General features: G+C 38.8%; 21 protein-coding genes and 3 pseudogenes. 17 read left to right on the top strand and 7 right to left on the bottom strand.

Annotated elements, in window-relative coordinates; genetic code table 11:
* Positions 1–79 precede the first annotated feature (79 nt).
* The 4 genes and pseudogenes from pheT to rpsT all read right to left on the bottom strand — a co-directional run bounded on the left by pheT (position 80) and on the right by rpsT (position 4,612).
* Positions 80–2,480 (bottom strand): annotated as a pseudogene (gene pheT / locus ACFJIZ_RS21960) (phenylalanine--tRNA ligase subunit beta).
* A 159-nt stretch (positions 2,481–2,639) separates the two neighbouring features.
* Positions 2,640–3,428, bottom strand: coding sequence for an endonuclease/exonuclease/phosphatase family protein (locus tag ACFJIZ_RS21955; protein WP_379089147.1), 789 nt, complete (start codon positions 3,426–3,428; stop codon positions 2,640–2,642).
* A 90-nt stretch (positions 3,429–3,518) separates the two neighbouring features.
* Positions 3,519–4,217 carry a DNA repair protein RadC gene (gene radC, locus ACFJIZ_RS21950; RefSeq protein ID WP_379089144.1) on the bottom strand — a complete coding sequence of 233 codons (699 nt, stop codon included), beginning with the start codon at positions 4,215–4,217 and terminating at the stop codon, positions 3,519–3,521.
* Between the two features lie 140 nt (positions 4,218–4,357).
* Positions 4,358–4,612: a 30S ribosomal protein S20 gene (rpsT, locus tag ACFJIZ_RS21945; RefSeq protein ID WP_055132277.1), complete on the bottom strand. Its 255-nt coding sequence runs from the start codon at positions 4,610–4,612 to the stop codon at positions 4,358–4,360.
* A gap of 287 nt (positions 4,613–4,899) precedes the next feature.
* On the opposite strand from rpsT, the gene ACFJIZ_RS21940 reads away from it, so the two are divergent.
* The 11 genes and pseudogenes from ACFJIZ_RS21940 (at position 4,900) to rodA (ACFJIZ_RS21890) (ending at position 14,164) form a co-directional block, all read left to right on the top strand.
* Entirely contained in the window at positions 4,900–5,478 is a 579-nt protein-coding gene (locus ACFJIZ_RS21940) for a phosphoribosylglycinamide formyltransferase (protein WP_379089140.1), read from the top strand.
* Positions 5,479–5,544: 66 nt separating this feature from the next.
* Entirely contained in the window at positions 5,545–5,853 is a 309-nt protein-coding gene (locus tag ACFJIZ_RS21935; protein ID WP_379089137.1) for a hypothetical protein, read from the top strand.
* Positions 5,850–6,506, top strand: coding sequence for an ATP-binding cassette domain-containing protein (locus tag ACFJIZ_RS21930; RefSeq protein WP_379089134.1), 657 nt, complete (start codon positions 5,850–5,852; stop codon positions 6,504–6,506). Before ACFJIZ_RS21935 ends, ACFJIZ_RS21930 begins: the two co-directional genes overlap by 4 nt.
* A 124-nt stretch (positions 6,507–6,630) precedes the next feature.
* Positions 6,631–8,157, top strand: a complete 1,527-nt coding sequence (gene purH, locus ACFJIZ_RS21925; RefSeq protein WP_379089131.1) for a bifunctional phosphoribosylaminoimidazolecarboxamide formyltransferase/IMP cyclohydrolase — start codon at positions 6,631–6,633, stop codon at positions 8,155–8,157.
* A 323-nt stretch (positions 8,158–8,480) separates the two neighbouring features.
* Positions 8,481–9,504, top strand: a pseudogene (locus ACFJIZ_RS21920) (rod shape-determining protein).
* 82 nt (positions 9,505–9,586) lie between these two features.
* Positions 9,587–10,420, top strand: a complete 834-nt coding sequence (gene mreC / locus ACFJIZ_RS21915; protein ID WP_379089128.1) for a rod shape-determining protein MreC — start codon at positions 9,587–9,589, stop codon at positions 10,418–10,420.
* Complete coding sequence (locus ACFJIZ_RS21910) at positions 10,410–10,709, top strand: hypothetical protein (protein ID WP_379089125.1); 300 nt, start codon at positions 10,410–10,412, stop codon at positions 10,707–10,709. The genes mreC and ACFJIZ_RS21910 overlap by 11 nt, the downstream gene beginning before the upstream one ends.
* Positions 10,672–10,926 carry a hypothetical protein gene (locus ACFJIZ_RS21905; RefSeq protein WP_379089122.1) on the top strand — a complete coding sequence of 85 codons (255 nt, stop codon included), beginning with the start codon at positions 10,672–10,674 and terminating at the stop codon, positions 10,924–10,926. Before ACFJIZ_RS21910 ends, ACFJIZ_RS21905 begins: the two co-directional genes overlap by 38 nt.
* Entirely contained in the window at positions 10,926–12,923 is a 1,998-nt protein-coding gene (gene mrdA, locus ACFJIZ_RS21900) for a penicillin-binding protein 2 (protein WP_379089119.1), read from the top strand. Before ACFJIZ_RS21905 ends, mrdA begins: the two co-directional genes overlap by 1 nt.
* Positions 12,901–13,529: pseudogene (gene rodA, locus ACFJIZ_RS21895) on the top strand (rod shape-determining protein RodA). Before mrdA ends, rodA (ACFJIZ_RS21895) begins: the two are co-directional and overlap by 23 nt.
* A complete protein-coding gene (gene rodA / locus ACFJIZ_RS21890; protein ID WP_379089116.1) occupies positions 13,526–14,164 on the top strand; it encodes a rod shape-determining protein RodA in 639 nt (212 codons plus the stop codon). Before rodA (ACFJIZ_RS21895) ends, rodA (ACFJIZ_RS21890) begins: the two are co-directional and overlap by 4 nt.
* 184 nt (positions 14,165–14,348) lie before the next feature.
* Here the strand turns inward: rodA (ACFJIZ_RS21890) and ACFJIZ_RS21885 are convergent, their stop codons facing one another.
* Positions 14,349–15,362 (bottom strand): hypothetical protein, encoded by a 1,014-nt coding sequence (locus ACFJIZ_RS21885; RefSeq protein ID WP_379089113.1) that lies wholly within the window; start codon positions 15,360–15,362, stop codon positions 14,349–14,351.
* A gap of 132 nt (positions 15,363–15,494) precedes the next feature.
* On the opposite strand from ACFJIZ_RS21885, the gene ACFJIZ_RS21880 reads away from it, so the two are divergent.
* Positions 15,495–16,070 carry a thymidine kinase gene (locus tag ACFJIZ_RS21880; protein WP_379089110.1) on the top strand — a complete coding sequence of 192 codons (576 nt, stop codon included), beginning with the start codon at positions 15,495–15,497 and terminating at the stop codon, positions 16,068–16,070.
* A 123-nt stretch (positions 16,071–16,193) separates the two neighbouring features.
* Here the strand turns inward: ACFJIZ_RS21880 and ACFJIZ_RS21875 are convergent, their stop codons facing one another.
* A complete protein-coding gene (locus tag ACFJIZ_RS21875; protein WP_379089107.1) occupies positions 16,194–17,501 on the bottom strand; it encodes a T9SS type A sorting domain-containing protein in 1,308 nt (435 codons plus the stop codon).
* Positions 17,446–19,062 carry a S8 family serine peptidase gene (locus ACFJIZ_RS21870; protein ID WP_379089104.1) on the bottom strand — a complete coding sequence of 539 codons (1,617 nt, stop codon included), beginning with the start codon at positions 19,060–19,062 and terminating at the stop codon, positions 17,446–17,448. Before ACFJIZ_RS21870 ends, ACFJIZ_RS21875 begins: the two co-directional genes overlap by 56 nt.
* Positions 19,063–19,244: 182 nt before the next feature.
* Here ACFJIZ_RS21870 and ACFJIZ_RS21865 point away from each other — a divergent pair, with 182 nt between their 5' ends.
* The 5 genes from ACFJIZ_RS21865 to ACFJIZ_RS21845 all read left to right on the top strand — a co-directional run bounded on the left by ACFJIZ_RS21865 (position 19,245) and on the right by ACFJIZ_RS21845 (position 22,168).
* A complete protein-coding gene (locus ACFJIZ_RS21865) occupies positions 19,245–19,490 on the top strand; it encodes a hypothetical protein (RefSeq protein WP_379089101.1) in 246 nt (81 codons plus the stop codon).
* A complete protein-coding gene (locus ACFJIZ_RS21860; RefSeq protein WP_379089099.1) occupies positions 19,429–20,502 on the top strand; it encodes a hypothetical protein in 1,074 nt (357 codons plus the stop codon). The genes ACFJIZ_RS21865 and ACFJIZ_RS21860 overlap by 62 nt, the downstream gene beginning before the upstream one ends.
* A 31-nt stretch (positions 20,503–20,533) precedes the next feature.
* Positions 20,534–21,067: a PDZ domain-containing protein gene (locus tag ACFJIZ_RS21855; RefSeq protein WP_379089096.1), complete on the top strand. Its 534-nt coding sequence runs from the start codon at positions 20,534–20,536 to the stop codon at positions 21,065–21,067.
* A 179-nt stretch (positions 21,068–21,246) separates the two neighbouring features.
* Positions 21,247–21,663 carry a VOC family protein gene (locus ACFJIZ_RS21850; protein WP_379089095.1) on the top strand — a complete coding sequence of 139 codons (417 nt, stop codon included), beginning with the start codon at positions 21,247–21,249 and terminating at the stop codon, positions 21,661–21,663.
* A 40-nt stretch (positions 21,664–21,703) separates the two neighbouring features.
* Complete coding sequence (locus ACFJIZ_RS21845; protein ID WP_379089092.1) at positions 21,704–22,168, top strand: SRPBCC domain-containing protein; 465 nt, start codon at positions 21,704–21,706, stop codon at positions 22,166–22,168.
* Positions 22,169–22,447: the final 279 nt, after the last annotated feature.

The following is a 22,447-nucleotide window of genomic DNA, read 5'->3' as shown; positions in this document are numbered from 1 at the left end:
TAAATTATAACACAACATTAACTATTTAGGCATTGCGTATTAGTATAATCTCCAAACGCTCAACCCGCTAGCCTTCAATTTATTTTCTTATCTCTGCTTTTGCAGTTTGGGCTAAGTTAGTGATAATCTTTTGCATAATCGCATCGATCTGTTTATCAGTTAACGTTTGCTCCTCATCTTGCAAGGTAAAGTTCAATGCATAAGATTTTTTACCTTCGGGCAATTTGTCTCCTTGGTAAACGTCAAATACCTGCACTTGTTTGATCAGTTTCTTTTCTGTTTTGAACGCAATAGTCTTCAGTTCATCAAAAGTAACTTGTTGATCTACCAACATCGAAAGATCTCTTCGCACTGCCGGATATTTAGGCACCTCTTTGTTCACGATCTTATTTTTGCGCACTGCATCTAACAACAATGCCCAATCGAAATCTGCATAAAACACCTCTTTGTCTACACCGGTCTGTTTTCTATCTGCTGCTGTAGCCGCACCAAAAGAAACCAATGTTTGTGCTCCCCTAAAATATTTTAGACCATAGGCGAAGTTTTCATCCTTGATCTCTTCAGACTGGTAATTATTCAATCCTAAACGACCAATTACAGCATCAATTGCTGCTTTTAGGTTATAGAACGTACTTGGCGTGGTTACATGGTTCCATTGCTCACTCTGTTTAGCCCCGCTGATCAGCACCAATAAACGTGGACGCTCTACATAAGCACCATCAATCAGGTGATAGGTTTTACCAAACTCGTAAAACTTAAGGTCTGCGTTTTTACGGTTCTGATTGTAGGCTACACTTTCTAAAGCTGGTTGCAAAAGATTTTGGCGCATAACATTCAGGTCTGAACTTAAGGGATTTAAGACTCTGCACAGCCTCTTCTGGATTTTTAGAGAAGGCCGAACGTGTCAATGAATTACACCAGATTTCCAAAAACCCATTGGCCGTTAACATATCGGCAATCAGGTTTTGTACATTCTCTTTGTTTGGTTTTTCGGTATAGGCCAATGATGCATTTACTTTGGTAGGGATAACGATATTATTGTACCCATATATCCTTAACACTTCTTCGGTCACATCACATTCGCGGGTAACATCAACTTTATAAGCCGGCACTTTTAAACTTAGTCCTTCAGTTGTTTCTGCATCGATGGTAATTCCTAAAGCCAGGATAATCGCTTTGATCTCTGCCGCTGGGATAGCTTGACCAATCAGTTTTACAATATTGGCGTAACTTACCTCTACAGCAAAGGGCTGAGCTTGAACAGGATAAATATCCGATATAGTCGATGAAATTTCTCCACCTGCTACCTCTTGGATCAACAATGCGGCACGCTTAAGGGCAAATACTGTAATTTCTGGATCAGTACCACGCTCAAACCTGAATGAGGCATCTGTTTTAAGATTATGTCTCTTAGATGTTTTACGAACAGCAACCGAATTGAAATAAGCACTCTCCAAGAAGATATTGGTCGTCTGCTCGCTCACACCAGATGTTTTACCACCAAATACACCAGCAATACACATCGGTTCTTCGGCATTACAGATGATCAGGTCCTCGGCAGACAACTTACGCTCTACATCATCTAAGGTTACAAATGGTGTACCTTCGGCACATTTTTTAACAATTACTTGTTTACCTTTAATCTGGTCTGCATCAAATGCATGTAAAGGTTGACCCAGCTCATGTAACACATAATTGGTTACATCTACAATATTATTGATCGGACGAATTCCAATCACTTTTAATTTATCTTGCAACCAATCTGGTGAAGCTTTTACCGTTACACCACTAATGCTTACACTGCTATAACGTGGACAAGCGGCTGTATCTTCAACTTTGACTTCAATGTTTAAACTTTCATTTCCGGTTTTAAAGCCCGAAACATCTGGTAGTTGATAAGTACTACGCAAATAAGCAGCTAAATCTCTTGCTACACCTAAATGCGAAGCTGCATCTGCCCTATTTGGGGTTAAGCCAATCTCAAAAACAAAATCATCTTCCATTTTGAAATAAGATTTTGCTGCAATACCAATCTCCGTATCAGCGGGTAAAACCATGATACCAGCATGTGAAGCACCTAAACCAATCTCATCTTCTGCACAGATCATCCCTTCAGAAACCTCTCCTCTAATTTTAGATTTGTTGATCTTGAAAGGTTCACCTTCATTTGGAAAAACAGTTGTACCCACAGTTGCCACTACAACTTTTTGACCTGCCGCAACATTTGGTGCACCACATACAATCTGTAAAAGTTCTCCTGTACCAAGATCTACTTTGGTTACTCGTAAACGATCCGCATTAGGGTGTTGCACGCATTCCAATACATGACCAATTACCAAGCCCTCTAAACCACCAACAATGGGTTGTACGGCTTCCAAGCTTTCTACCTCCAAACCGATATCGGTTAGGATCAATGAGATTTCTTGTGGAGTTTGATCAGTTTGTATGAATTGCTTAAGCCAGCTGTATGATATTTTCATTTATCTAGATTTGAGATTTGAGGTCTGAGTTTTGAGATTGTATCCTTCAAAAAATCAACTCAAAATTTATAAAACGCAAAGATATTATTTAATGCGGAAAGCAGAAAGGCAAAACGCCAATGTAAGGCAATAAAAACACCATCTACTTTTATGAGCTTATTAAAATAGAAGTTTTGCAAAAACAGGCAGGTGGTCTGAATAATACCTTTGGTCTTTGCTATCAGATAGCACTGCAAATTTCTGAACCTTAAAAGCCTTATTTACAAAGATGTAATCAATTTTATCTTTTAAAGGGCTATCCCATTTAAACGCATTGAATGTACCTGTTGGACCATATGGAGGCTCTATAGAAACCTCTTTCGAATCTGTTAGAAATGATTTGATTGTTGCAATGGCTTCGGTTTCTGGCGTTACATTTAGGTCGCCTGTAAAAACAACTGGCAACGTTGGTGCAATCTGTTGGATCTTTTGTTTGATCAATTTGGCCGACTCAATCCTTGCCTGCACTCCAATATGGTCGTAATGGGTATTAAAAACGATAAACTCTTTCTTATTTGACCGGTCATATAATTTTACCCACGAGCAGATTCTGTTCAATGCCGCATCCCATCCTTTACTAGGCACATCCGGAGTAAGCGACAGCCAAAATGTACCACCATCTTTTTTCACGAAGCGTTTTTTATTAAAGTAAATGGCCGAAAACTCCCCTTTTCGTTTGCCATCATCCCTACCTACACCAACCACATCAAAATCGGTATTGACCAATAGTTCATCAAATTGTTCGGGCAAAGCTTCCTGCACACATAAAATATCAGTATCATAGAATTTGACCAATGCCTTTACATTATCTTTTCTATTGGGCCAAGCATTTACCCCATCAGATGCCAAATTTAGCCTGATGTTGTAAGAAATGATATTGATTGGCTGGTTCTTTTGTGCATTTGCCATCGACAAAACAGACAAATACAGACATAAAAATACAAGGGTTCGTTTCATAATTGCACTAAATTACGAATTGAACATTAATTTATTTACATCCTATACCCATTCTTCGTCTGCAAAACTTATAAAAGACCGATTATTGACAATGAGGTGGTCTAACACCGTAATTTCGAGCAACAAACCTGCCTTCATCATTTTCTTTGTAATCTCAATATCGGATGGGCTAGGCTTGAGGTTACCAGAAGGATGGTTATGCACTAGGATAACCGAAGCCGCATTTTGTTCGATGGCTGCTTTAAAAATTATTTTCGGATCAACAACCGTTCCTGCTTGTCCACCTTTACTGATAAATTGCTTACCGATTACAAAATTAGCCCTGTTTAATAATAACACCCAAAGCTCTTCATGTGCCAAATCTACCAGTTCAGGATGCATGATCGTATATACATCTTTTGAGGAAGTAACTTTTTTAAGGTCTTCTTCTTCCTTATCTTTTCTACGTCTACCCAGTTCTAGCGCAGCAACAATGGTGATAGATTTGGCTTCTCCAATGCCTTTAAATTTGGAAAGTTCTTTTACGGTGAGTTTTGCAACTTTGTCTAGATCATTCTGACAATGTTTAAGGATACGTTTACTTAAATCTACAGCGGTTTCGGTCTTGTTACCAGAACCTATCAATATGGCAATCAACTCTGCATCAGTTAACTGTCTCCTGCCTTGTAAAAGTAATTTTTCTCTGGGTCTATCGGCCTCTGCCCAAGCCTTGATGCCTAATTTTTGCACATAATGTTCCATCCTATTATTGATTTTAAATATGGATAGGGATGGATTATTGACTTGAAGATAAAGATTTATTAGTAATCTTTTAAAAAAAAGACATAAAAAAAGCGGTACAACCAAAGGTTACACCGCTTTTATATCGTTAAAAAAACGTACTATTTTAAACCGTTAACGAATTTCGTTAATTTTGATTTGTTGTTAGCCGCTTTATTTTTGTGGATTACATTCTTTTTAGCTAAACGATCCAACATAGAGATTACTTTAGGTAATAACTCAGCACCAGTTTTTTTATCTTCAGCAGCACGCAATCTTTTAATAAAGGTACGTGTAGTTTTTGCTTGATATCTGTTACGTAGACGTTTTGTCGCGTTTGCTCTAATTCTTTTTAAAGACGATTTATGATTTGCCATTCTTGTTTAGCCTTTTATCTTCTATGTTTACTATTTTTCGGACTGCAAATATAGAGTTTATGTTTTTAAAATGCAAAATGCTTTTGAAATATTTTTTCATTAAGCTGTTATTTCCTAAAACTTTATCCATTTGTACACCACTCAATTGGCAATTACCAGCCAAACAGTTGGGCAATTTAGCATTAAAAAACTTAATCGAGATCACTTGACTACCGCTTACTCAAAAAAAACAGGAAAACACTTCTATTAAAAAGGTAAAATGCTATTTTTGAAAAAAACATCTAATTTTGAAAAAACGTATCGCAATTTTTGCTTCTGGCTCGGGGTCTAATGCCCAAAAAATAATGGAGCATTTTAAACGCAACACGGAAGTTGAGGTTGCCCTGGTTTTGACCAACAATCCCGACGCCTATGTCTTGCAGCGTGCGGATAGTTTTGAAATCCCTTCTCATATTTTCGACAAACATGAGTTTTACAAAACTGACAACATTATCGACCTTCTGAAAAATCTGGATATAGACCTGATCGTATTGGCTGGTTTCTTATGGTTGATCCTAAGAACCTCATCCACGAATATCCGGGCAGGTATCATCAACATCCATCCAGCGATTTTACCAAAATTCGGTGGCAAAGGCATGTATGGCGACTTTGTACATCAGGCAGTGCTGGAAGCTGGTGAACCAGAAGGCGGCATTACCATCCATTATGTAAATGAGCATTACGATGAAGGGGAGTATATCTATCAAGCTAAATACCGCATAGATAAAGGCGACAATCTTGAAATGATCAAATTCAAAGGGCAACAACTGGAACATCTGCATTATCCGAAAGTTGTAGAGAGTATCATCAAAAAGATCAAAAAATAAGCTAAAAGCACAAGACTGCTAACTGGACATCGGCAACTCAAACCCATAGCCCATAATTAAAAAGGTATGCCCAAAATCATCAGAGCGCTTTATAGCTTTTACCTTAACCATGCGCTGATCGGCTTGCTCTTAAGTTTTTGTTGCAGATATACCTATAAAGTATATGGCTGTAATTATAAGACTCTACCTTTTCTGTTTTGGTTTAAGGTAATTACCATGGCCATCATTTGGTATGTGGTAACGACCAATAAAAGAAAGGAGTTCTTTTATTATCAAAATCTTGGCATTTCTAAAACCCTACTCTGGACAGTAACTTTAGGCTTCGATTTCATTTTATTTGTTGCAATGCTGGTCTTAACCTTTAAAATGCGATGAAACATAAACTGGAAGCAGATGGCATCGAATTGTTTTTTGGCGCCCGTAAAATCCTTGGAGACATTTATCTCAAATGCGAAACAGGGTCTATTACTGGGTTGTTGGCCAGAAATGGAGAGGGAAAAACCTGCTTAATGAACATCATTTATGGCAGCTTAAAGGCCAATAGCAGTTCCGTTCGTTTTGATGATGTGACAATTTCCAACGCTTATAAAAGGCCAGCGCTCCTCACCTACCTGCCCCAATTTAATTTTATTCCCCCATCATTCCGCTTAAAAAGGATATTTGAAGATTTTGAAATTCCCTATGATGGATTTGAAGCCTTTTTCCCAGAATTTAAGGATAGGCAAAACGTTAAGATCAAAAAACTATCCGGAGGTCATCGTCGTTTGGTAGAGGTTTATGTGACCATCAAATCTAAGGCACAATTTGTAATGCTCGACGAACCCTTTTCGCATGTAATGCCCTTGCATATCGAAAAACTGAAGACCTTATTGGAAATTGAAAAACAACACAAGGGTTTTCTGATCACCGACCATATGTACCACCAGATTATCACCACAAGCGATAATTTATACGTACTAACCGAAGGAAAAATTCATTTGACCAAAAGCACCGATGACATCGAAAAGCTTGGTTATGCCCGTTTTTAGTCTCGATTCCTTGATTCACATCCACACTAACCCAAAAAACAAATCAGCTCATTTTTTTATTTAAAAAAGCAGACCAAAAAACCATCCACTTTTCTTACCTTTGCGGCTTAAAATAACACCCCCAATGAGTCAGTCAATCAAGATCAAAAACGCTTTAATTTCAGTTTATTACAAAGATGGTTTAGCCCCTCTTGTCCAACATTTAGCCCAACAAGGTGTAACCCTTTTTTCTACTGGAGGCACAGAACAATTTATCAAGGATTTAAACTTACCTGTAACAGCTGTTGAAGATTTGACTGGTTATCCTTCTATCTTGGGTGGACGTGTAAAAACATTACATCCGAAAGTGTTTGGTGGGGTCTTAAACCGCAGAAATTTAGCGGGCGACCAAGAACAGATCGCACAATACGAAATCCCAGAAATTGATTTGGTGATCGTTGACCTTTATCCTTTTGAGGAAACGGTAAAAAACGGCGGAACAGCTGAAGAAATTATCGAGAAAATAGATATTGGCGGTATCTCATTGATCCGTGCTGCTGCTAAAAACTTTAATGACGTGGTGATCATCGCTTCTAAAGACGATTACAGCACTTTGTTACAAGAACTACAAGCGCAAGATGGCGCTACAACTTTGGCACAACGTAAATCGTATGCTAAAAAAGCATTCCATACCTCATCTCATTATGATACGGCGATCTTCAATTATTTCAACACTGAAGAGCCACTTAACGTATTTAAGCAAAGTGTAAACCAGGCTCAAACTTTACGTTATGGAGAAAATCCACATCAACAAGGTACATTTTACGGCAACTTGGATGAAATGTTCACCAAATTGAATGGCAAAGAATTAAGTTACAACAACTTGGTAGATGTAGATGCTGCAGTAAGTTTGATCGACGAATTTACAGAACCTACTTTTGCCATCTTAAAACATACCAATGCCTGTGGTGTAGCATCAAGAACTACAGTGTTACAGGCATGGAAAGACGCTTTGGCCTGTGATCCTGTTTCGGCATTTGGCGGTGTGTTGATCACCAACCAAGAAGTTGACCTAGAAACAGCTACAGAAATCAATAACCTATTTTTCGAAGTGTTGATCGCACCTGCTTACCAAGCAGAGGCTGTAGAATTGTTCAAGGCAAAGAAAAACAGGGTAATTTTACAAAGAAACGAAGTTGCATTGAGCAACAAACAATTCAAGACCTTGTTAAATGGTGTAATTGAGCAAGACAAAGACCTAAGCTTAGAAGGTGCAGACCAAATGACGGTAGTTACCGAAAAAGCACCAAGTGAGGCGGAAATCAAAGACTTGATCTTTGCGAATAAAATTGTGAAACACACCAAATCAAACACTATTGTTTTTGTAAAAGACAATGTGTTATTGGCAAGTGGCGTAGGACAAACTTCGAGGGTTGATGCCCTGAAACAAGCCGTGGTAAAGGCAGATTCATTTGGATTTAGTTTAACTGGAGCGGTAATGGCTTCGGATGCATTTTTCCCTTTCCCTGATTGTGTTGAATTGGCTGCTGAAGCTGGTATCGTAGCTGTACTACAACCGGGTGGATCGATCAAAGACCAAGACTCTATTGACATGGCCAACCAAAAAGGTATTGCAATGGTTACTACTGGGGTTAGACATTTTAAACATTAAGTCGAGAGTCAGGAAGTTGGGAGTTAGGAGTCAGAAAGTCCGGAGTTGGGAGTCCTGAAGTCAGGAAGTCGAGAGGCCGAAAGATGGGCCAAGCTCTTCGGCCTTTAACAAATAAACCTGATCGCAGTACAGCCCAATTTTTAATTGGCGGAATGTATAGCAGGGCTAAAAAGATCGATGGACACAGGATATTGATTTTCAAATGATTTTGAACAAAATAAATACCTTGTATCACGGATTTTTTAAATTAAAATATAATAAAAACACTATTTTTACATTTGAATAGTATACATTAACGAGTATAAAATAATTACAGCATATAAATGGGTTTATTTAATTGGTTTACACAAGAGGTAGCTATTGATTTAGGTACCGCGAACACCCTCATCATACATAACGATAAAGTAGTAGTTGACGAACCTTCGATTGTTGCATTTGACAGACAGACTAATAAGATCGATCGCGATCGGCCGTCAGGCGATGCAGATGGAAGGTAAAACACACGATAATATTAGAACGGTTAGGCCTTTAAAAGACGGTGTAATTGCAGACTTTAATGCTGCAGAAGCCATGATCAAAGGAATGATCCGGATGTTAAACGGAGGCAAGGGATGGATGTTCCCTTCTTTAAGAATGGTTATCTGTATTCCATCGGGTATTACCGAGGTAGAGAAACGTGCGGTTAGAGACAGTGCAGAGATTGCAGGTGCCAAAGAGGTTTACCTGATCCACGAGCCAATGGCTGCTGCTGTAGGTATTGGTATCGACGTAGAAGAGCCAATGGGAAACATCATGATCGATATTGGTGGCGGTACAACTGAAATTGCGGTTATTGCCTTGTCTGGTATTGTTTGTGATCAATCTATCCGTGTTGCGGGAGACAATTTCGACTCTGATATCGTAAATTATATCCGTCGTCAGCACAACATCATGATCGGCGACCGTACTGCAGAGAAGATCAAAATCGAAGTTGGTGCAGCTTTACCAGAACTTTCTGATCCACCTGCAGATTTCGCCGTACAAGGAAGAGACTTGATGACAGGTGTACCGAAACAGATTACGGTATCTTATACCGAAATTGCACACTGTTTAGACAAATCGATTTCGAAAATTGAAGAGGCGATTTTAAAGGCTTTAGAGATTACTCCTCCTGAGCTTTCTGCAGATATTTATCAAACGGGTATCTATTTAACAGGTGGTGGTGCATTGTTACGCGGTTTAGATAAACGTGTGGCAGCTAAAACAAAGCTACCAGTTCACGTAGCCGAAGGTCCACTTCGTGCGGTTGTACGTGGTACAGGTATCGCCTTGAAGAACATCGGTAATTTTAAATTTTTAATGCAATAATAACCATTAGGTGATGGAAAATGTAAAATGGAAGATGTATTGAACCATTTTACATTTTACCTTCTCCATTTTACCTCAAGATATGCGTAACCTTTGGATTTTCGTCAGCAGATATAACGCATTTTTCTTCTTTATCATTTTCTTTACGGTTGGCATTGTGCTAACGATCAAAAACAATGCTTATCAGCATAGTGTGACCTTAAACTCTACAAATGCTGTTGTTGGTAGTGCATACGAGCGTTTAAATGTGGTAAAGCGCTATCTCAATTTGGGTCAGGTTAACGATAGCTTGGCTTTAGAGAATGCCAAATTGTTAACGGAACTGATCGCATTAAAAAATGTAGACAGCAGTAAAACTACAGTGTTTAAGGATACAGTCTACCATCAACAATACACCTTAGTGTCGGCCAAAGTGATCAAGAATTCTATCAACTTGGCCAACAACGTGATCACCATTAACAGAGGTAGCAACGCAGGCATTGAAAAAGATATGGCGGTGATCTCGCCACAAAGAGGGATAATTGGTTTTGTACTGCATGTATCGCCTCAATTTGCCACCATCAGAACCTTATTGAACAAAGAAACATTGATCAGTGTAACCATTAAAAAAAATAACGCATTCGGTTCATTGGTTTGGGGCGATGGTAATTTTGATATTGGAAAGGCCTTTGTTAAGGAAATTCCAAACCATTTTAAACTGAACGTTGGTGATACCATCATTACTTCTGGTGCTGGCGGATTTCCAAAAGGGATTGAAGTGGGCAGGATCAGCAAACCTCGATCAAATGCCGGTGACGGATCAATTGAGATCAGGCTTTTTAATGATTTTAGTACGTTGCAATATGTATATGTAATTAAGGATCGTTTGGCACAAGAACAAAAAACTTTAGAAACCCAATTACCAAATGAACAGTAAAACCATACTTCTCAATAGCTTTAGATGGGTGATACTTTTGTTTGTGCAGATATTTTTGCTGCGTAACCTGATTTTCTATAACCTTTCTACGCCTTTCATCTACGTTCTGTTTTTGCTTGTACTTCCCTTTAGGATACCAAATCTGTTGTTGTTCATTATCGCTTTTGGTACTGGTTTAACCATCGATACTTTTTACGATACCATTGGTGTACATACCACAGCTTGTGTAGCTTTGGCCTTTGTAAGGATCCTTGTTCATTTCGGTAAGTTTAAACCGGGATGCCATTGACGAACCAGAACCATCGTTAGGTAACATGGGCATTAAATGGTTCTCCATCTATGCGGTATTATGCATCTTTGTACATCATATTTTTGTATTCTTTTTAGAAGCTTTTAAACTCAACGAGTTTTATTATACTTTAACCAGAAGTCTGTTAAGCGTTATTTTTACCTTCTTTGTTGTTTTACTGGTAGAATTTATCTTCCACAATAGGAAATCGGGCTAATGGATCAGTTGTTTAATCGAAAATATATTATCCAAGGGATTTTTGTGTTGCTTGCCTTAATTCTGTTAGGCAGACTCTTCTATATACAGATCGTGAGCGATAAATATTTTTTGAATGCCAATAGCAACGTACTGCGCAAACAATACATCTATCCGGCTAGGGGTGTTATTTTTGACCGGAACAACAAAGTACTGGCCCAAAACCAACCCACCTATGATTTACTTGTTACCCCTAACGATGTAAAGCCCTTTGACACGTTATCACTTTGCCACATCATAGGGATAGACATGGACCAGTTTAGAGAAAAATTTCGCAAAGCCATTGTACAATCTAGATATCAAGAAACTATCTTTCAAAAGTTAATATCTGTACAAACTTATGCCATGTTACAAGAGCGGATGTACAATTATAGAGGCTTTAATGTACGTAAAAGAACCATCAGGTATTACCCAGATAGTATAGCCAGTCATTTTTTGGGTTACATGCAAGAGGTTAACCCTAAAGACATCGAAAAATATCAAGGTTATTATAAATCTGCAGATTATATTGGCAAAAGCGGCATAGAAAAGGCCTACGAAGTAGAGTTAAGAGGCACAAAAGGTGTAACCTACATGCTCTACAATGCCCGTAACGTAGCGCAGGGAAGTTATAACAATGGCAAACTTGATTCGGCTGCCACCTCAGGCGAACAACTGATTTCTACCATCGACAGCAGGATCCAAAGGTTAGGCGAACAGCTTTTGGCCAATAAAGTAGGGAGTGTAGTGGCCATAGAACCCAGCACAGGTGAAGTTTTGGCCTTTGTAAGTAGTCCTGGTTATGATCCAAATAAATTGGTTGGTAATAGTTTCAGTACCAACTTTAAAGCGATTACTGCAAATCCTAACAGGGCCTTTATGGTAAGACCCATCCAAGGACAATATTCTCCGGGCTCTGCATTTAAACCTTTAGATGCATTGATTGCTTTGAGCGAAGGGGTGGTTGATCCAAATACCACATTTTTCTGTCCAGGTTATTACATTGCTGGTAACCGAAAATTCAAATGCGAACATACGGATGGGCCTACTTCCTTGCGTAGAGGGATTGCACGCTCCTGCAATACTTATTTCTACAATATTTTTTATAAATTGATGACTAAGAATGGCAGTTCGTATGCTAAACAACAAAGCACTTATAACGACTGGCAGAATAAAGTAAGGAAATTTGGGATTGGGGATACCTTAGGTATCGATCTACCAAGCGAAAAAGCTAAAAAGCTTTTCAGACCTGAAGATTACGATAAACAGCACAAAGGTAAATATTGGGGTAATACTACGATCATGTCTATTGCCATAGGTCAAGGAGAAATCAGCACCACGCCGCTACAAATGGCCAACATTATGGCCATTATTGCTAACCAAGGTTATTACGTTAAGCCGCACGTAGTTAAATCCATCGGAAATGGCAAAGGAATAAATCCAAAATATAAAGAAAAACATTACGTAGGGATAGACCAAAGATATTTTGGACCTGTAATTGATGGTATGCAAGATGCTGTAAACTCATCCATAGGCACAGCAAGAGAATCTCGATTACCGAATGGGCTCATTATGTGCGGCAAAACCGGAACCGTAGAAAATACCCATGGCAAAAGCCACTCTGTATTTATTGGGTTTGCACCGAGAGAAAATCCGAAAATTGCCATTGCTGTAATTATAGAGAATGCAGGTTATGGAGGTACGTATGCCGCTCCTATTGCCAGTTTCATTACCGAAAAGTATTTGACTGATACTTTATCTGACAGAAGGATCAATGGAAGTACAGCCCAAATGTTTATGGCCGACAATCTATTGCCGATATTTCAAGACAAAAGACCAAAAACACTCAACAAAAAGGCAGATAGCATCGCCGCTGACAGTATCAAGAAAAAACTACCTACAAAAACAAAAGTAGCGCAAAACCAATTTAATAAAACAGCCATTAAACCTAAGAACAATGCAACCACAACAAAGCAGTAGATTCTTTTTTAATGTAGATTGGATAACGATTTTGATCTATATTGTTTTGTGCACCATAGGTTTTTTAAATATCTATTCTGTACAGTTCAAACCTGATCAAGCTCAAACCTTTAGTTTTACTGCCGAATATGGCAAACAATTGATATTTGTAGTTACTGGGTTAGTATTAGGTCTATCTATCCTTCTTTTTGATGCCAAATTTTTTAGTGTATTTGCACCTGTGGTGTATGGTGTTACCATCGTTCTACTTTTATTGGTATTGGTAGTCGGTAGAAATGTAGGTGGTAACCAAGCATGGATCCTATTGGCTCTTTCCGTTTGCAACCCTCAGAGTTTGCCAAATTTGGCACTGCATTATTGCTGGCAAGATATATCAGTTCTTTCAATGTCAAACTCAATTCGGTAAGGCCGGTGTTGATCTGCGCGGCTATCATCATCTTGCCCATGGCCTTGATCATGTTACAGCCAGATGCGGGCTCAATGCTCGTTTTCTTATCCTTCATGTTCCCTTTGTATAGAGAAGGTTTACCGGGTAATTTGTTGATCATCTTTGGGGTGCAGTTCTGCTCTTTATCCTCAATCTATTCTTATCTCCGTTTATCTTGATATTTTCTATTCTCGTAATTGGAGGTCTATTTGCCTATAACAACAAAAAAAGACTACAAAATGTAATCAACATTGGTATCATTACCTTAGTTGCCATTTGTTACCTATTTGTAGCCAAATATGCATTTAACAATATACTGCTGCCACATCAACGTACACGTATCGAATTGATATTAGGGTTAACGACCGATAATAAAGGTGCAGGATGGAATGTAAACCAATCTAAAATTGCCATTGGCTCTGGCCAGTTTAGCGGAAGAGGTTTTTTACAAGGTACGCAAGCCAAATACGACTATTTGCCTGCGAAAAGTACGGATTTTATATTCTCGACAGTTGGAGAGGAATGGGGTTTTGTAGGTTGTTTTGTTGTGCTTGGCCTCTATGTGTTTTTACTTTTAAGGATTGTGAACATGGCCGAGCGACAGCGTTCATCCTTCTCTAGGGTCTATGGCTATTGCATTGCGTGTATTATCTTCTTCCACCTCTTTATCAATGTAGGAATGGCAATAGGCATTATGCCAGTAATCGGAATACCCTTACCATTTATCAGTTACGGAGGATCTTCTTTATGGAGCTTTACCATCTTATTATTTATCTTCCTAAAGCTCGATTCGAATAGAATGGGATTTATTTAGGAATTTGAATTGTCCGGTTTTCAATTAGTTCGTTGGTATCATTAGTTCATTAGGCTCGAGGCGTTATAACCAAGTAGATTTTGTAAATTATTAGGAGTAAGAGTAGTTTGCTATTTTTCGCTTTACACCTTACGCCTTTTACCTCATACCTTATTGGCAACTTTCCGCTTTTGGCCTTTTTTCATTAAGCCTTAAACCTTTGGTTCAACAGTTCATAAAACTTATCTACTGTTGCCTGTTTCTCTGCCCAATTGTTTTTTACGGCATAGTTGTTTTTGAAGAAGTTATCTGCAGCTTCAAAATTTGGAAGTTTATTGGCCAGATCGATTGCTTCGGCATAAGCCAAATTGTAACCATTAAATAAATCTTTGATATAAAGCAATTTGTCGTTAAGGTTAATTCCCTGTTTCAGATCAGCGATGGATGGTTTTGCAGCATTGATGTTATTGCCAGCAGATTTTCCTGCCAAGAGGTCGTTTAAAGTTGGTTTATAAGTAGAGTCTTCAACAGGTTCGGTCGATTGAACAATAGGACTTGGCATTGGTGCCACTTCTAAATCAAGGTCTTCTTTAGCTATTGGAAATACTTCTTCTTCTTTTTTATAGACTAGAAAAGGCTCTGGCCCTATTTCATCATCTTCATCGGTATCTTGCGCTTCGATTACCGGTTCTATATTGGTCTTCGTTTTCTCTGCGATGATCCGTTCTTCCTCATCACTTAGTGGCCTATTAAAGAGTTCATCTACACTTTTCTCTTCAAAATCAAATTTTTCATGCTCTGCATGGTCATTTAAAATAAATTCGAAAGTAGACGGGGCATTGTCGATCTTAAATATTTCCTCTTCTATTTCGGCCAATGGTGGCTCTGGTTGATAGGAAGTTTGAGGAGTTGGAGTTTCCTCAGCAATTTCTTCTACAAAAGTAACTGTTTCAACCTGCTGCTCTTCCTGCATATTGTCGTGCGTAAAAGAAGGTGATGAAATAAGTTCTTCTTGAAAATTAGTTTGCTCGTTCGTCACTTCTTCTACCTCTGGTAAAGCTAAAGGAGCTGGTTGGCTGTTACTAATTTTCTTGATGATTTGGACATGATCCGCTAAGAAGTTGGCATTTGCATGGAAAAGCTCTAATTCTAACTCATTGAGTTGCTGAGGATTTTGAGCCAAAAATTGATATTGATCATTCAGTTCGTTTAATATCAATCCTATTTTCTTAAAAAGATCTTTCCTGTTTCATCATAATTGTTTAACGAAATAATTAGGGATTTATGTTAATAAATGACAATCAAAAGTACTATAAAATTCTATTATATTTGGCTAAAAATACCTTTACAAATGTTATTCAGCGAGCAAAACTTTAGAAGGGGAGAATTTTGTGGAAGCATAGAAGTAATTTGCGGATCCATGTTCTCCGGCAAAACGGAAGAATTAATAAGAAGATTGAAAAGAGCGCAGATAGCTAAGCTAAATGTAGAGATATTTAAACCTAGAACAGACACCCGTTATGATGAAACCGCTGTTGTTTCTCACGACTTAAATTCCATCCAATCTACGCCTGTAGAAAGTTCTTCTGCCATTTTATTGTTGGGTGCAAACACTCAGGTTGTTGGTATTGACGAAGCCCAGTTCTTTGACGAAAACCTGCCCGAAGTCTGCAACAAACTAGCACTCAAAGGAATTAGGGTAATCATTGCTGGTCTGGATATGGATTTTTTAGGCAAACCTTTTGGCCCTATGCCCGCCCTTTTGGCCATTGCAGAACATGTAACCAAAGTAAATGCAGTTTGCATGCAATGTGGAAGCCCAGCCGTTTATTCTTACCGTACCGTAGCCAACGAAAATAAAATTCTATTAGGTGAAAAAGACAGTTATGAGCCCCGTTGCAGAGCTTGTTACAATGCGCTTGGTTAGATCAAAGTCTTGAGTCCAAAGTTATGAGTCTTGAGTTTGGAGTTGAGAAAGCTTATAAAACAAAATACTTTATACTTTATACTTTATACTTTATACTTTATACTTTATACTTTATACTTTTAATCATTTAACCACCAACATCTTCAAGGTTTTTTGATAAGTACCCGCTCTTAATCTATAAAAATATACACCAGGAGCCATGGTCTGTAAATGCACAGGAGTACTGTAACTACCAGCTGCTAGCGTTTCGTTAACTAACGTCTGGATTACCTTTCCCGTTACGTTGGTCAGTACCAAGCTTGTAGCCGATTTCTCTGCCAGCTCAAATGGTATCGTAGTGAGGTCTTTGGCTGGGTTAGGGTAATTCTGTTTCAGATTAAAACTTAAAGGGATAGGCTCAACTGGGGTTACAGGTACCGTAGAGCCAGAAGTATATTTTGTTAAAGCCGCCTGTCCTACATTTAACAATTCTGTTAAATTATCACCACCGATAAAGGCATAAGCTACTTTTATGGAACCATTAACAGGAATGGTATAAGGGCCACTACCGATGGTGTACATGATATCGTAACCATTGCTGGTATCGTGTCCGAAACCTGCAGCTTTCACACCTGATGACAAAGTCTGGTATTTTTCTGCCGTCGTAAATTTATTATCCGATAAAGGATTACCCGCAACCTGGTACGACATGGGATAATAAGCCGTAGGTGCAGTACTGTTCAAGAGTTTAACCCCTACATAGGGATAGCTGGCATTCTTTTTGGCATAGGCATAAGCCGTTTTTGTACCTACATCATATTGTGTAGCATTGGCAGCGGCATCGTCCAAATCCCAATCAGTAAATAGGCCAGGATAAATGCCTTGTAATATGCCATTGGTAGTGTTAAAAATCTCATATTCTACAATGATGTATTTATCATCAGGCTGAGTTGAATAGGCCAATAACCTCGACTTCACCCTTAAACCTATTGGATTTGTGCTACCTGCATCCGTAAAAGTTGCTGTGCCTTCAAAAGCAGCGGTTGTACTACCTACTTGCTGTGCACTTAGCTGCTTTAAAAAATCTTCGTTCACATTACCATCATTTCTGGCATTGTTAGAAACTTGGGTGGCCGATCTACCAATCATAAGGGCAGCCTCATACAACATGTTTTCATCTTTATAGATAAAACCCAACCCTCCCAATGCATTGCCCTTACTGTATCCTATCCTACCATTAGAGGTAAAGGTAGAACTCACTTTATTGACTGTTACATTCAGATAATCTAGGGCAACCGTTAAGCTATAGTATTCTACATCGGTATAAGTCCCTCCATTACCTGTATAGGTCAATTTAAAAGAGACTTCTTGGTTCTGCGGTGTATTGGCCAATACTTTAACTCGAATTGGGTCCAGGTTTGTTTTGGTTTCTAAAGTACCTAAGGTGCCCACAGCAAGGTTTGGATCCTAAAATCTGTACATAAGGACTAGATGAGGTCATGTTTACATTGAGCCCACTTACAGGCGCTAGAAAACTCTTTAAATCCAATTTAAGCGTAAGCTCACCTCCTGCCACTCTATTACCGTTAGATTGATCTGCTACGGCAATTTGCTGGTACCTGACCGAAGAAGTGGTCTGTGTTAAGGCATTGTATACATTTAATCGGCCCTTGCCTAATTTACCTATATAAGTCGTGTTCAAATTATCGATGGGACCTGCGGTGGTTCGCAATACCTCCCCTATCTGTAAACCATTGTAACTGGGATATTTGGCCTTCACCAATGCTGCAGCACTTGCTACCAGAGGTGATGCCATTGAAGTACCGCTTTTAAAACCATACTTACTTCCAAACAAGGTATTATAGATGGAACTTCCAGGTGCGGAAATATCTACCGTATAGCCGTAGTTGGAAAAACTAGATTTTACATCACCAGTTGTGACAGATGCAACTGAAAATACCCCTTTATAAGCAGAAGGATAATCTGGGACATCGGTATTGTCGTTACCAGCCGCAGCAACCACCAAACATCCTTTTGCAATGGCATAATCGATCATCTCCTGTCCAAACTGACCACCACCAGGGCCTCCCCAGGAGCAATTGATGATACTTGCACCATGGTCTGCCGCATATTTGACCCCTTCGTATCCTTTGTAGATCGAGCGTCCGTTGTTATCGGCGCCAGCTTTTACAATCAATAATTTGGCATTAAATGCAATACTGGCCACACCTTTAGCATTATTGGAAACCGCACTGGCGATGCCACTTACATGTACGCCATGATCGGTGGTATCACTTGTAACATTTGGATTATTATCTGCAATCATCGTCGAGGCTGAATTGCCCACAAAGTCCCAACCGTAATAATTGTCTACATAACCATCGCCATCATCGTCAATACCATTGATAGGATCTGCGGCATTGATGTATATATTCCCTGCCAAATCCTCATGTTGTAGGTCTGAGCCAGAATCAACAATACCAATTACCACATTTGAAGCATTTCTCAGCACATCCCATGCTTGGGGAGCCATTACTTTGGTAAGATAGGTTTGGGTTCCATATCCTGGATCATTAGGCACAAAAGAGGTCTTATACACATAACTAGGCTCTGCATATACAATCCGATCATCTTTTAATAAGGTATTGATTACTTCTACAATAGCAGTCCCTCCTTCATATCGGGCTACATAAATATCATTAAGATTGGGTAATGTTTTAGAATCTGTAGCTTGTACCGCCTGATTTGAGTTGGCCGTAGGAAACATTTTGACCAAGCTATTGATCACCACCCCATCTACCTGCAATTGCTTCTTTGTTTCGTCGCCAAGACTGTTAACCTGTTGACCTCCATTGCTTTTAAACTTGATGACCAGGGTATTGGGCAAATAATCTTTAGCCGTAACCCCTTTGGGCAATGCAAACTTACCTCCTTTATAAGGAGTCTTGGGATCATCTTGTTTAAAAGCCAACAAAATGACGAACAGGAAAAGAACCAGGTAGAGTTTTTTCATGCAGAGCGTTACAATGTGTTACGAATATATTGAGAATCAAGTGCTAATGCAAGATTTTTTGACAAGTAAATGCCATTAATTTTTTGTTAAAACCAAAAGATTATAACCATTAATTGCCATTTCTTAACCTTAAAAAAAGGAGTGCATAAAAATGGTTATACTAGTATTCAATTTATTTTTTCATGAAAAAGATAACAAATCTAAGATTGATCATTTTGGCCTGTTTTTTCATTTTGGCAGCCAACAATGAAACATTAGCTCAAAAAGCAGCTCAACCCGAATTGGCCTATACGGTTTCTATGGACAATCCTACATCAAATACCTATCAAGTCAGCTTAAAATGTAATGGATTAACCGCTAAACAATATGATTTTAAAATGCCTGTTTGGATGCCTGGCTACTACCAGGATCCTAAATTATGCCAATGATGTACATAACCTAAAAATAAGCGATGAAAAAGGCAATGACCTTAAATGGGACAAAGCCAATCACAATACTTGGAGGGTTTATACCAATGGCAGCTCATCCATTCAGCTTACTTATGATGTAAAAACGACCCGCTCTTTTGTAGCCACCAACTACCTTAATCAATCGCGTGGATTTATTGCACCAACGGGTCTCTTTTTACATTTAGCGAACCAAATCAACCTGCCTGTTACAGTTAAGCTCAAGCCTTATCCAGGCTGGAATAAAGTAGCTACAGGACTTGAAAAAGTTGAAGGAAAAGAATTTACCTATAAAGCCCAAAACTTTGATGTTTTATACGACAGTCCAATCCTAATTGGAAATTTGGAGGAATTGCCTTCATTTACTGTAAGAGGTATACCACATTATTTTATAGGTTATCAGTTGGGTGATTTCAACAAGGTCGATTTCATGAAAGACCTTAAAAAAGTAATTGAAGAGGCTGTAAATGTGATTGGCGAAATCCCTTTCAAATCTTATACGTTTATTGGTATTGGTCCGGGTGGTGGTGGCATTGAGCATCTTAACTCTAGTGCTGTTGCATTTTCGGGTTCAAAGGTTTTTGATACGCAAGCTGGGCGAAGAACCGTATTGAGCTTTTTAGGACACGAATATTTCCATCATTACAACGCCAAACGAATCAGACCCGTTGAATTGGGGCCTTTTGATTACGACAATGGCAGTCGCACCAATATGCTTTGGGTGGCCGAAGGTATTACGACTTATTATGATGAAATGTTATTGCGTTGGGCAGACTTAGAAAGCGCTGAGGATATCTTTAAGGGTTTCCAAAAATCAATCAAAAGTTATGAGCTGTCTCCAGGCAGGTTATTTCAGTCGGTTAGCCAAGCCAGTTATGACACCTGGGCTGATGGGCCTTTTGGCAGAACAGCAGATGAAGTGAACAAAACGGTTTCTTATTACGAAAAAGGTCCTGTTTTAGGGATGATGTTGGACCTGAAGAATCCGTCATGAAACCAAAAACAAAAAATCTCTGGATGATGTGATGCGGACTTTATACTTCGACTATTACAAAAAACTGAACCGCGGTTATACTGAACAAGAATTTCGCAATGTTTGTGAAAAAACTGCAGGCACAAATTTGGAAGAGTTTTTCAGCTATGTATATACCGTAAAGACCCCAGATTATGCCAAATACCTTAATTATGCAGGCCTGAGTATCGATACCCAACCCAAAATCGTTCCTGGAGCTTGGCTAGGCATTAAAGCCACCCTTAAAAACGATAGTCTGTTGGTTCGTGAGGTAGAATGGCAATCTCCAGCATGGAAAGAAGGTATTAGAAGAAACCAGATCTTGACCAAGATCAATGGAGAAAATGCCACACTGGAAGCCTTAAATCAAATAACAGCGAACCATAAAGATGGCGACCTGATCAAACTGGAAGTTGTAGGTCAAAAACAAAAAAATACAGTTCCAATCATTTTGGGTACCAAAACAGAAATCCCTTTCGACATCAAGAGAAAAACCAAGCTTGACCCTTTACAACAACTCATTTTAAAAAGCTGGCTAAAGGAATAAATACAAACAATGCGAAATAATTGATTGTTTATAAAGCAATTGTGTTTATTCGTTAGTCGTGTTTAGCCCTATAAATTGTCGCTTTTACCCCAATGCGAAAGCTAAAATTATGCTGAAATTAGTTTATCAATTTGATGGAAATCATTTCATTGAAATTTCATCTTTTAACCATAAAAATCATGACAAAAGAAATTTGGATCAACCTGCCCGTAAAGGATATCAATAAAGCTGTAACGTTCTTTACCAAAATGGGATTTACCTTGAATGAGCGAAATCCAGTAACCGAAACAATGGCATCTTTCTTTATCGGTGAGAAAAAAATGGTACTCATGTTGTTTAGGGACGATGTGTTGAGTGGTTTTAGTGGCAGCAACATTGCCGATACCAGCAAAGGCAACGAAGTATTGTTTTCTATAGATGCTGAAAGCCCTCAAGAAGTGGATGAGATGCTGCTGAAGGCCGAAAATGCCGGAGGCACCATTTATGCCAAAGGAGGTGAAAAAGATGGCTGGATGTATGGCGGTGGCTTTATAGACCTTGATGGCCACAGGTGGAGTTTATTACATATGGATTTCAGTAAAATGCCTGGCCAATAAAAAATATCAGAATCAACATTAACCATTTAAATAGATTACCATGGAAAATTTTGCATTTAAAATAGAAATCAATGCGACTAGAGAAAGGGTTTGGGACATTCTTTTTGGCGCAGAAACCTATCCTCTTTGGACTGCAGTTTTTAGTGAAGGCTCTCACGCAGAAACTGATTGGAAAAAGGGCAGCAGAGCCCTCTTCTTAGGTTCAGAAGGAAAAGGAATGGTTTCCAGAATTGAAGAAAGCACCCCTTATAGTTATCTTTCGATTACCCATTTGGGCATGTACGACAATGGTGTTGAAGATTTTGATAGCGAAGAGGTTAAAAAATGGGCAGGAGCCATAGAAGACTACACTTTAACAGAAGTGGGTGGTCAAACGCTATTGACCATAGACATGAGCATTACCGCTGAATTTGAAGATTATTTCCAGCAAACCTGGCCAAAGGCATTGGCAAAGGTAAAAGAACTGGCAGAACAAGCCGAAGTTATCCCTCCAGTTGTGGTTTAGCTCCAACACCCTCAAAATAAACTGTTATGGTCTCCTATTGTTTCAGTAGGCCATAACAGTTAAAAAAGATTTATCGGTTAAAAGGATGCTCATTGACCCAGTTCAGTTTTCTATCTGTCAGTTCAAATCTTTTTCTAGTTAATTCAACTGAAATCGAGTCATTATCATATTTACCTTTGATCAACAGCCTAAGGGGGGCTGTGAATTTATAGGTTATCCAATAATAACAAAACAAATTTTGTTGTACAATACAGGTGTATGTTTGGTCAAACAGTTGAC

The sequence above is a fragment of the Pedobacter sp. UC225_65 genome (genome assembly GCF_042698365.1).
In the GTDB taxonomy this organism is placed as follows: Bacteria; Bacteroidota; Bacteroidia; order Sphingobacteriales; family Sphingobacteriaceae; genus Pedobacter.
Note: the sequence above shows the minus strand (reverse complement) of the source record. Positions and strands in the feature narration are given on the sequence as shown.

Excerpts from the sequence above, each read along its gene's own strand:
- mreC (WP_379089128.1), top strand. The coding sequence starts at position 9,587 with ATGCGTAACCTTTGGATTTTCGTCAGCAGATATAACGCATTTTTCTTC.
- ACFJIZ_RS21845 (WP_379089092.1), top strand. The coding sequence starts at position 21,704 with ATGGAAAATTTTGCATTTAAAATAGAAATCAATGCGACTAGAGAAAGG.
- ACFJIZ_RS21955 (WP_379089147.1), bottom strand. The coding sequence starts at position 3,428 with ATGGCAAATGCACAAAAGAACCAGCCAATCAATATCATTTCTTACAAC.
- purH (WP_379089131.1), top strand. The coding sequence starts at position 6,631 with ATGAGTCAGTCAATCAAGATCAAAAACGCTTTAATTTCAGTTTATTAC.
- ACFJIZ_RS21850 (WP_379089095.1), top strand. The coding sequence starts at position 21,247 with ATGACAAAAGAAATTTGGATCAACCTGCCCGTAAAGGATATCAATAAA.
- ACFJIZ_RS21855 (WP_379089096.1), top strand. The coding sequence starts at position 20,534 with ATGCGGACTTTATACTTCGACTATTACAAAAAACTGAACCGCGGTTAT.
- ACFJIZ_RS21935 (WP_379089137.1), top strand. The coding sequence starts at position 5,545 with ATGCCCAAAATCATCAGAGCGCTTTATAGCTTTTACCTTAACCATGCG.
- ACFJIZ_RS21880 (WP_379089110.1), top strand. The coding sequence starts at position 15,495 with ATGTTATTCAGCGAGCAAAACTTTAGAAGGGGAGAATTTTGTGGAAGC.
- ACFJIZ_RS21910 (WP_379089125.1), top strand. The coding sequence starts at position 10,410 with ATGAACAGTAAAACCATACTTCTCAATAGCTTTAGATGGGTGATACTT.
- ACFJIZ_RS21865 (WP_379089101.1), top strand. The coding sequence starts at position 19,245 with ATGAAAAAGATAACAAATCTAAGATTGATCATTTTGGCCTGTTTTTTC.
- ACFJIZ_RS21870 (WP_379089104.1), bottom strand. The coding sequence starts at position 19,062 with ATGAAAAAACTCTACCTGGTTCTTTTCCTGTTCGTCATTTTGTTGGCT.
- mrdA (WP_379089119.1), top strand. The coding sequence starts at position 10,926 with ATGGATCAGTTGTTTAATCGAAAATATATTATCCAAGGGATTTTTGTG.
- ACFJIZ_RS21860 (WP_379089099.1), top strand. The coding sequence starts at position 19,429 with ATGATTTTAAAATGCCTGTTTGGATGCCTGGCTACTACCAGGATCCTA.
- radC (WP_379089144.1), bottom strand. The coding sequence starts at position 4,217 with ATGGAACATTATGTGCAAAAATTAGGCATCAAGGCTTGGGCAGAGGCC.
- ACFJIZ_RS21930 (WP_379089134.1), top strand. The coding sequence starts at position 5,850 with ATGAAACATAAACTGGAAGCAGATGGCATCGAATTGTTTTTTGGCGCC.
- rpsT (WP_055132277.1), bottom strand. The coding sequence starts at position 4,612 with ATGGCAAATCATAAATCGTCTTTAAAAAGAATTAGAGCAAACGCGACA.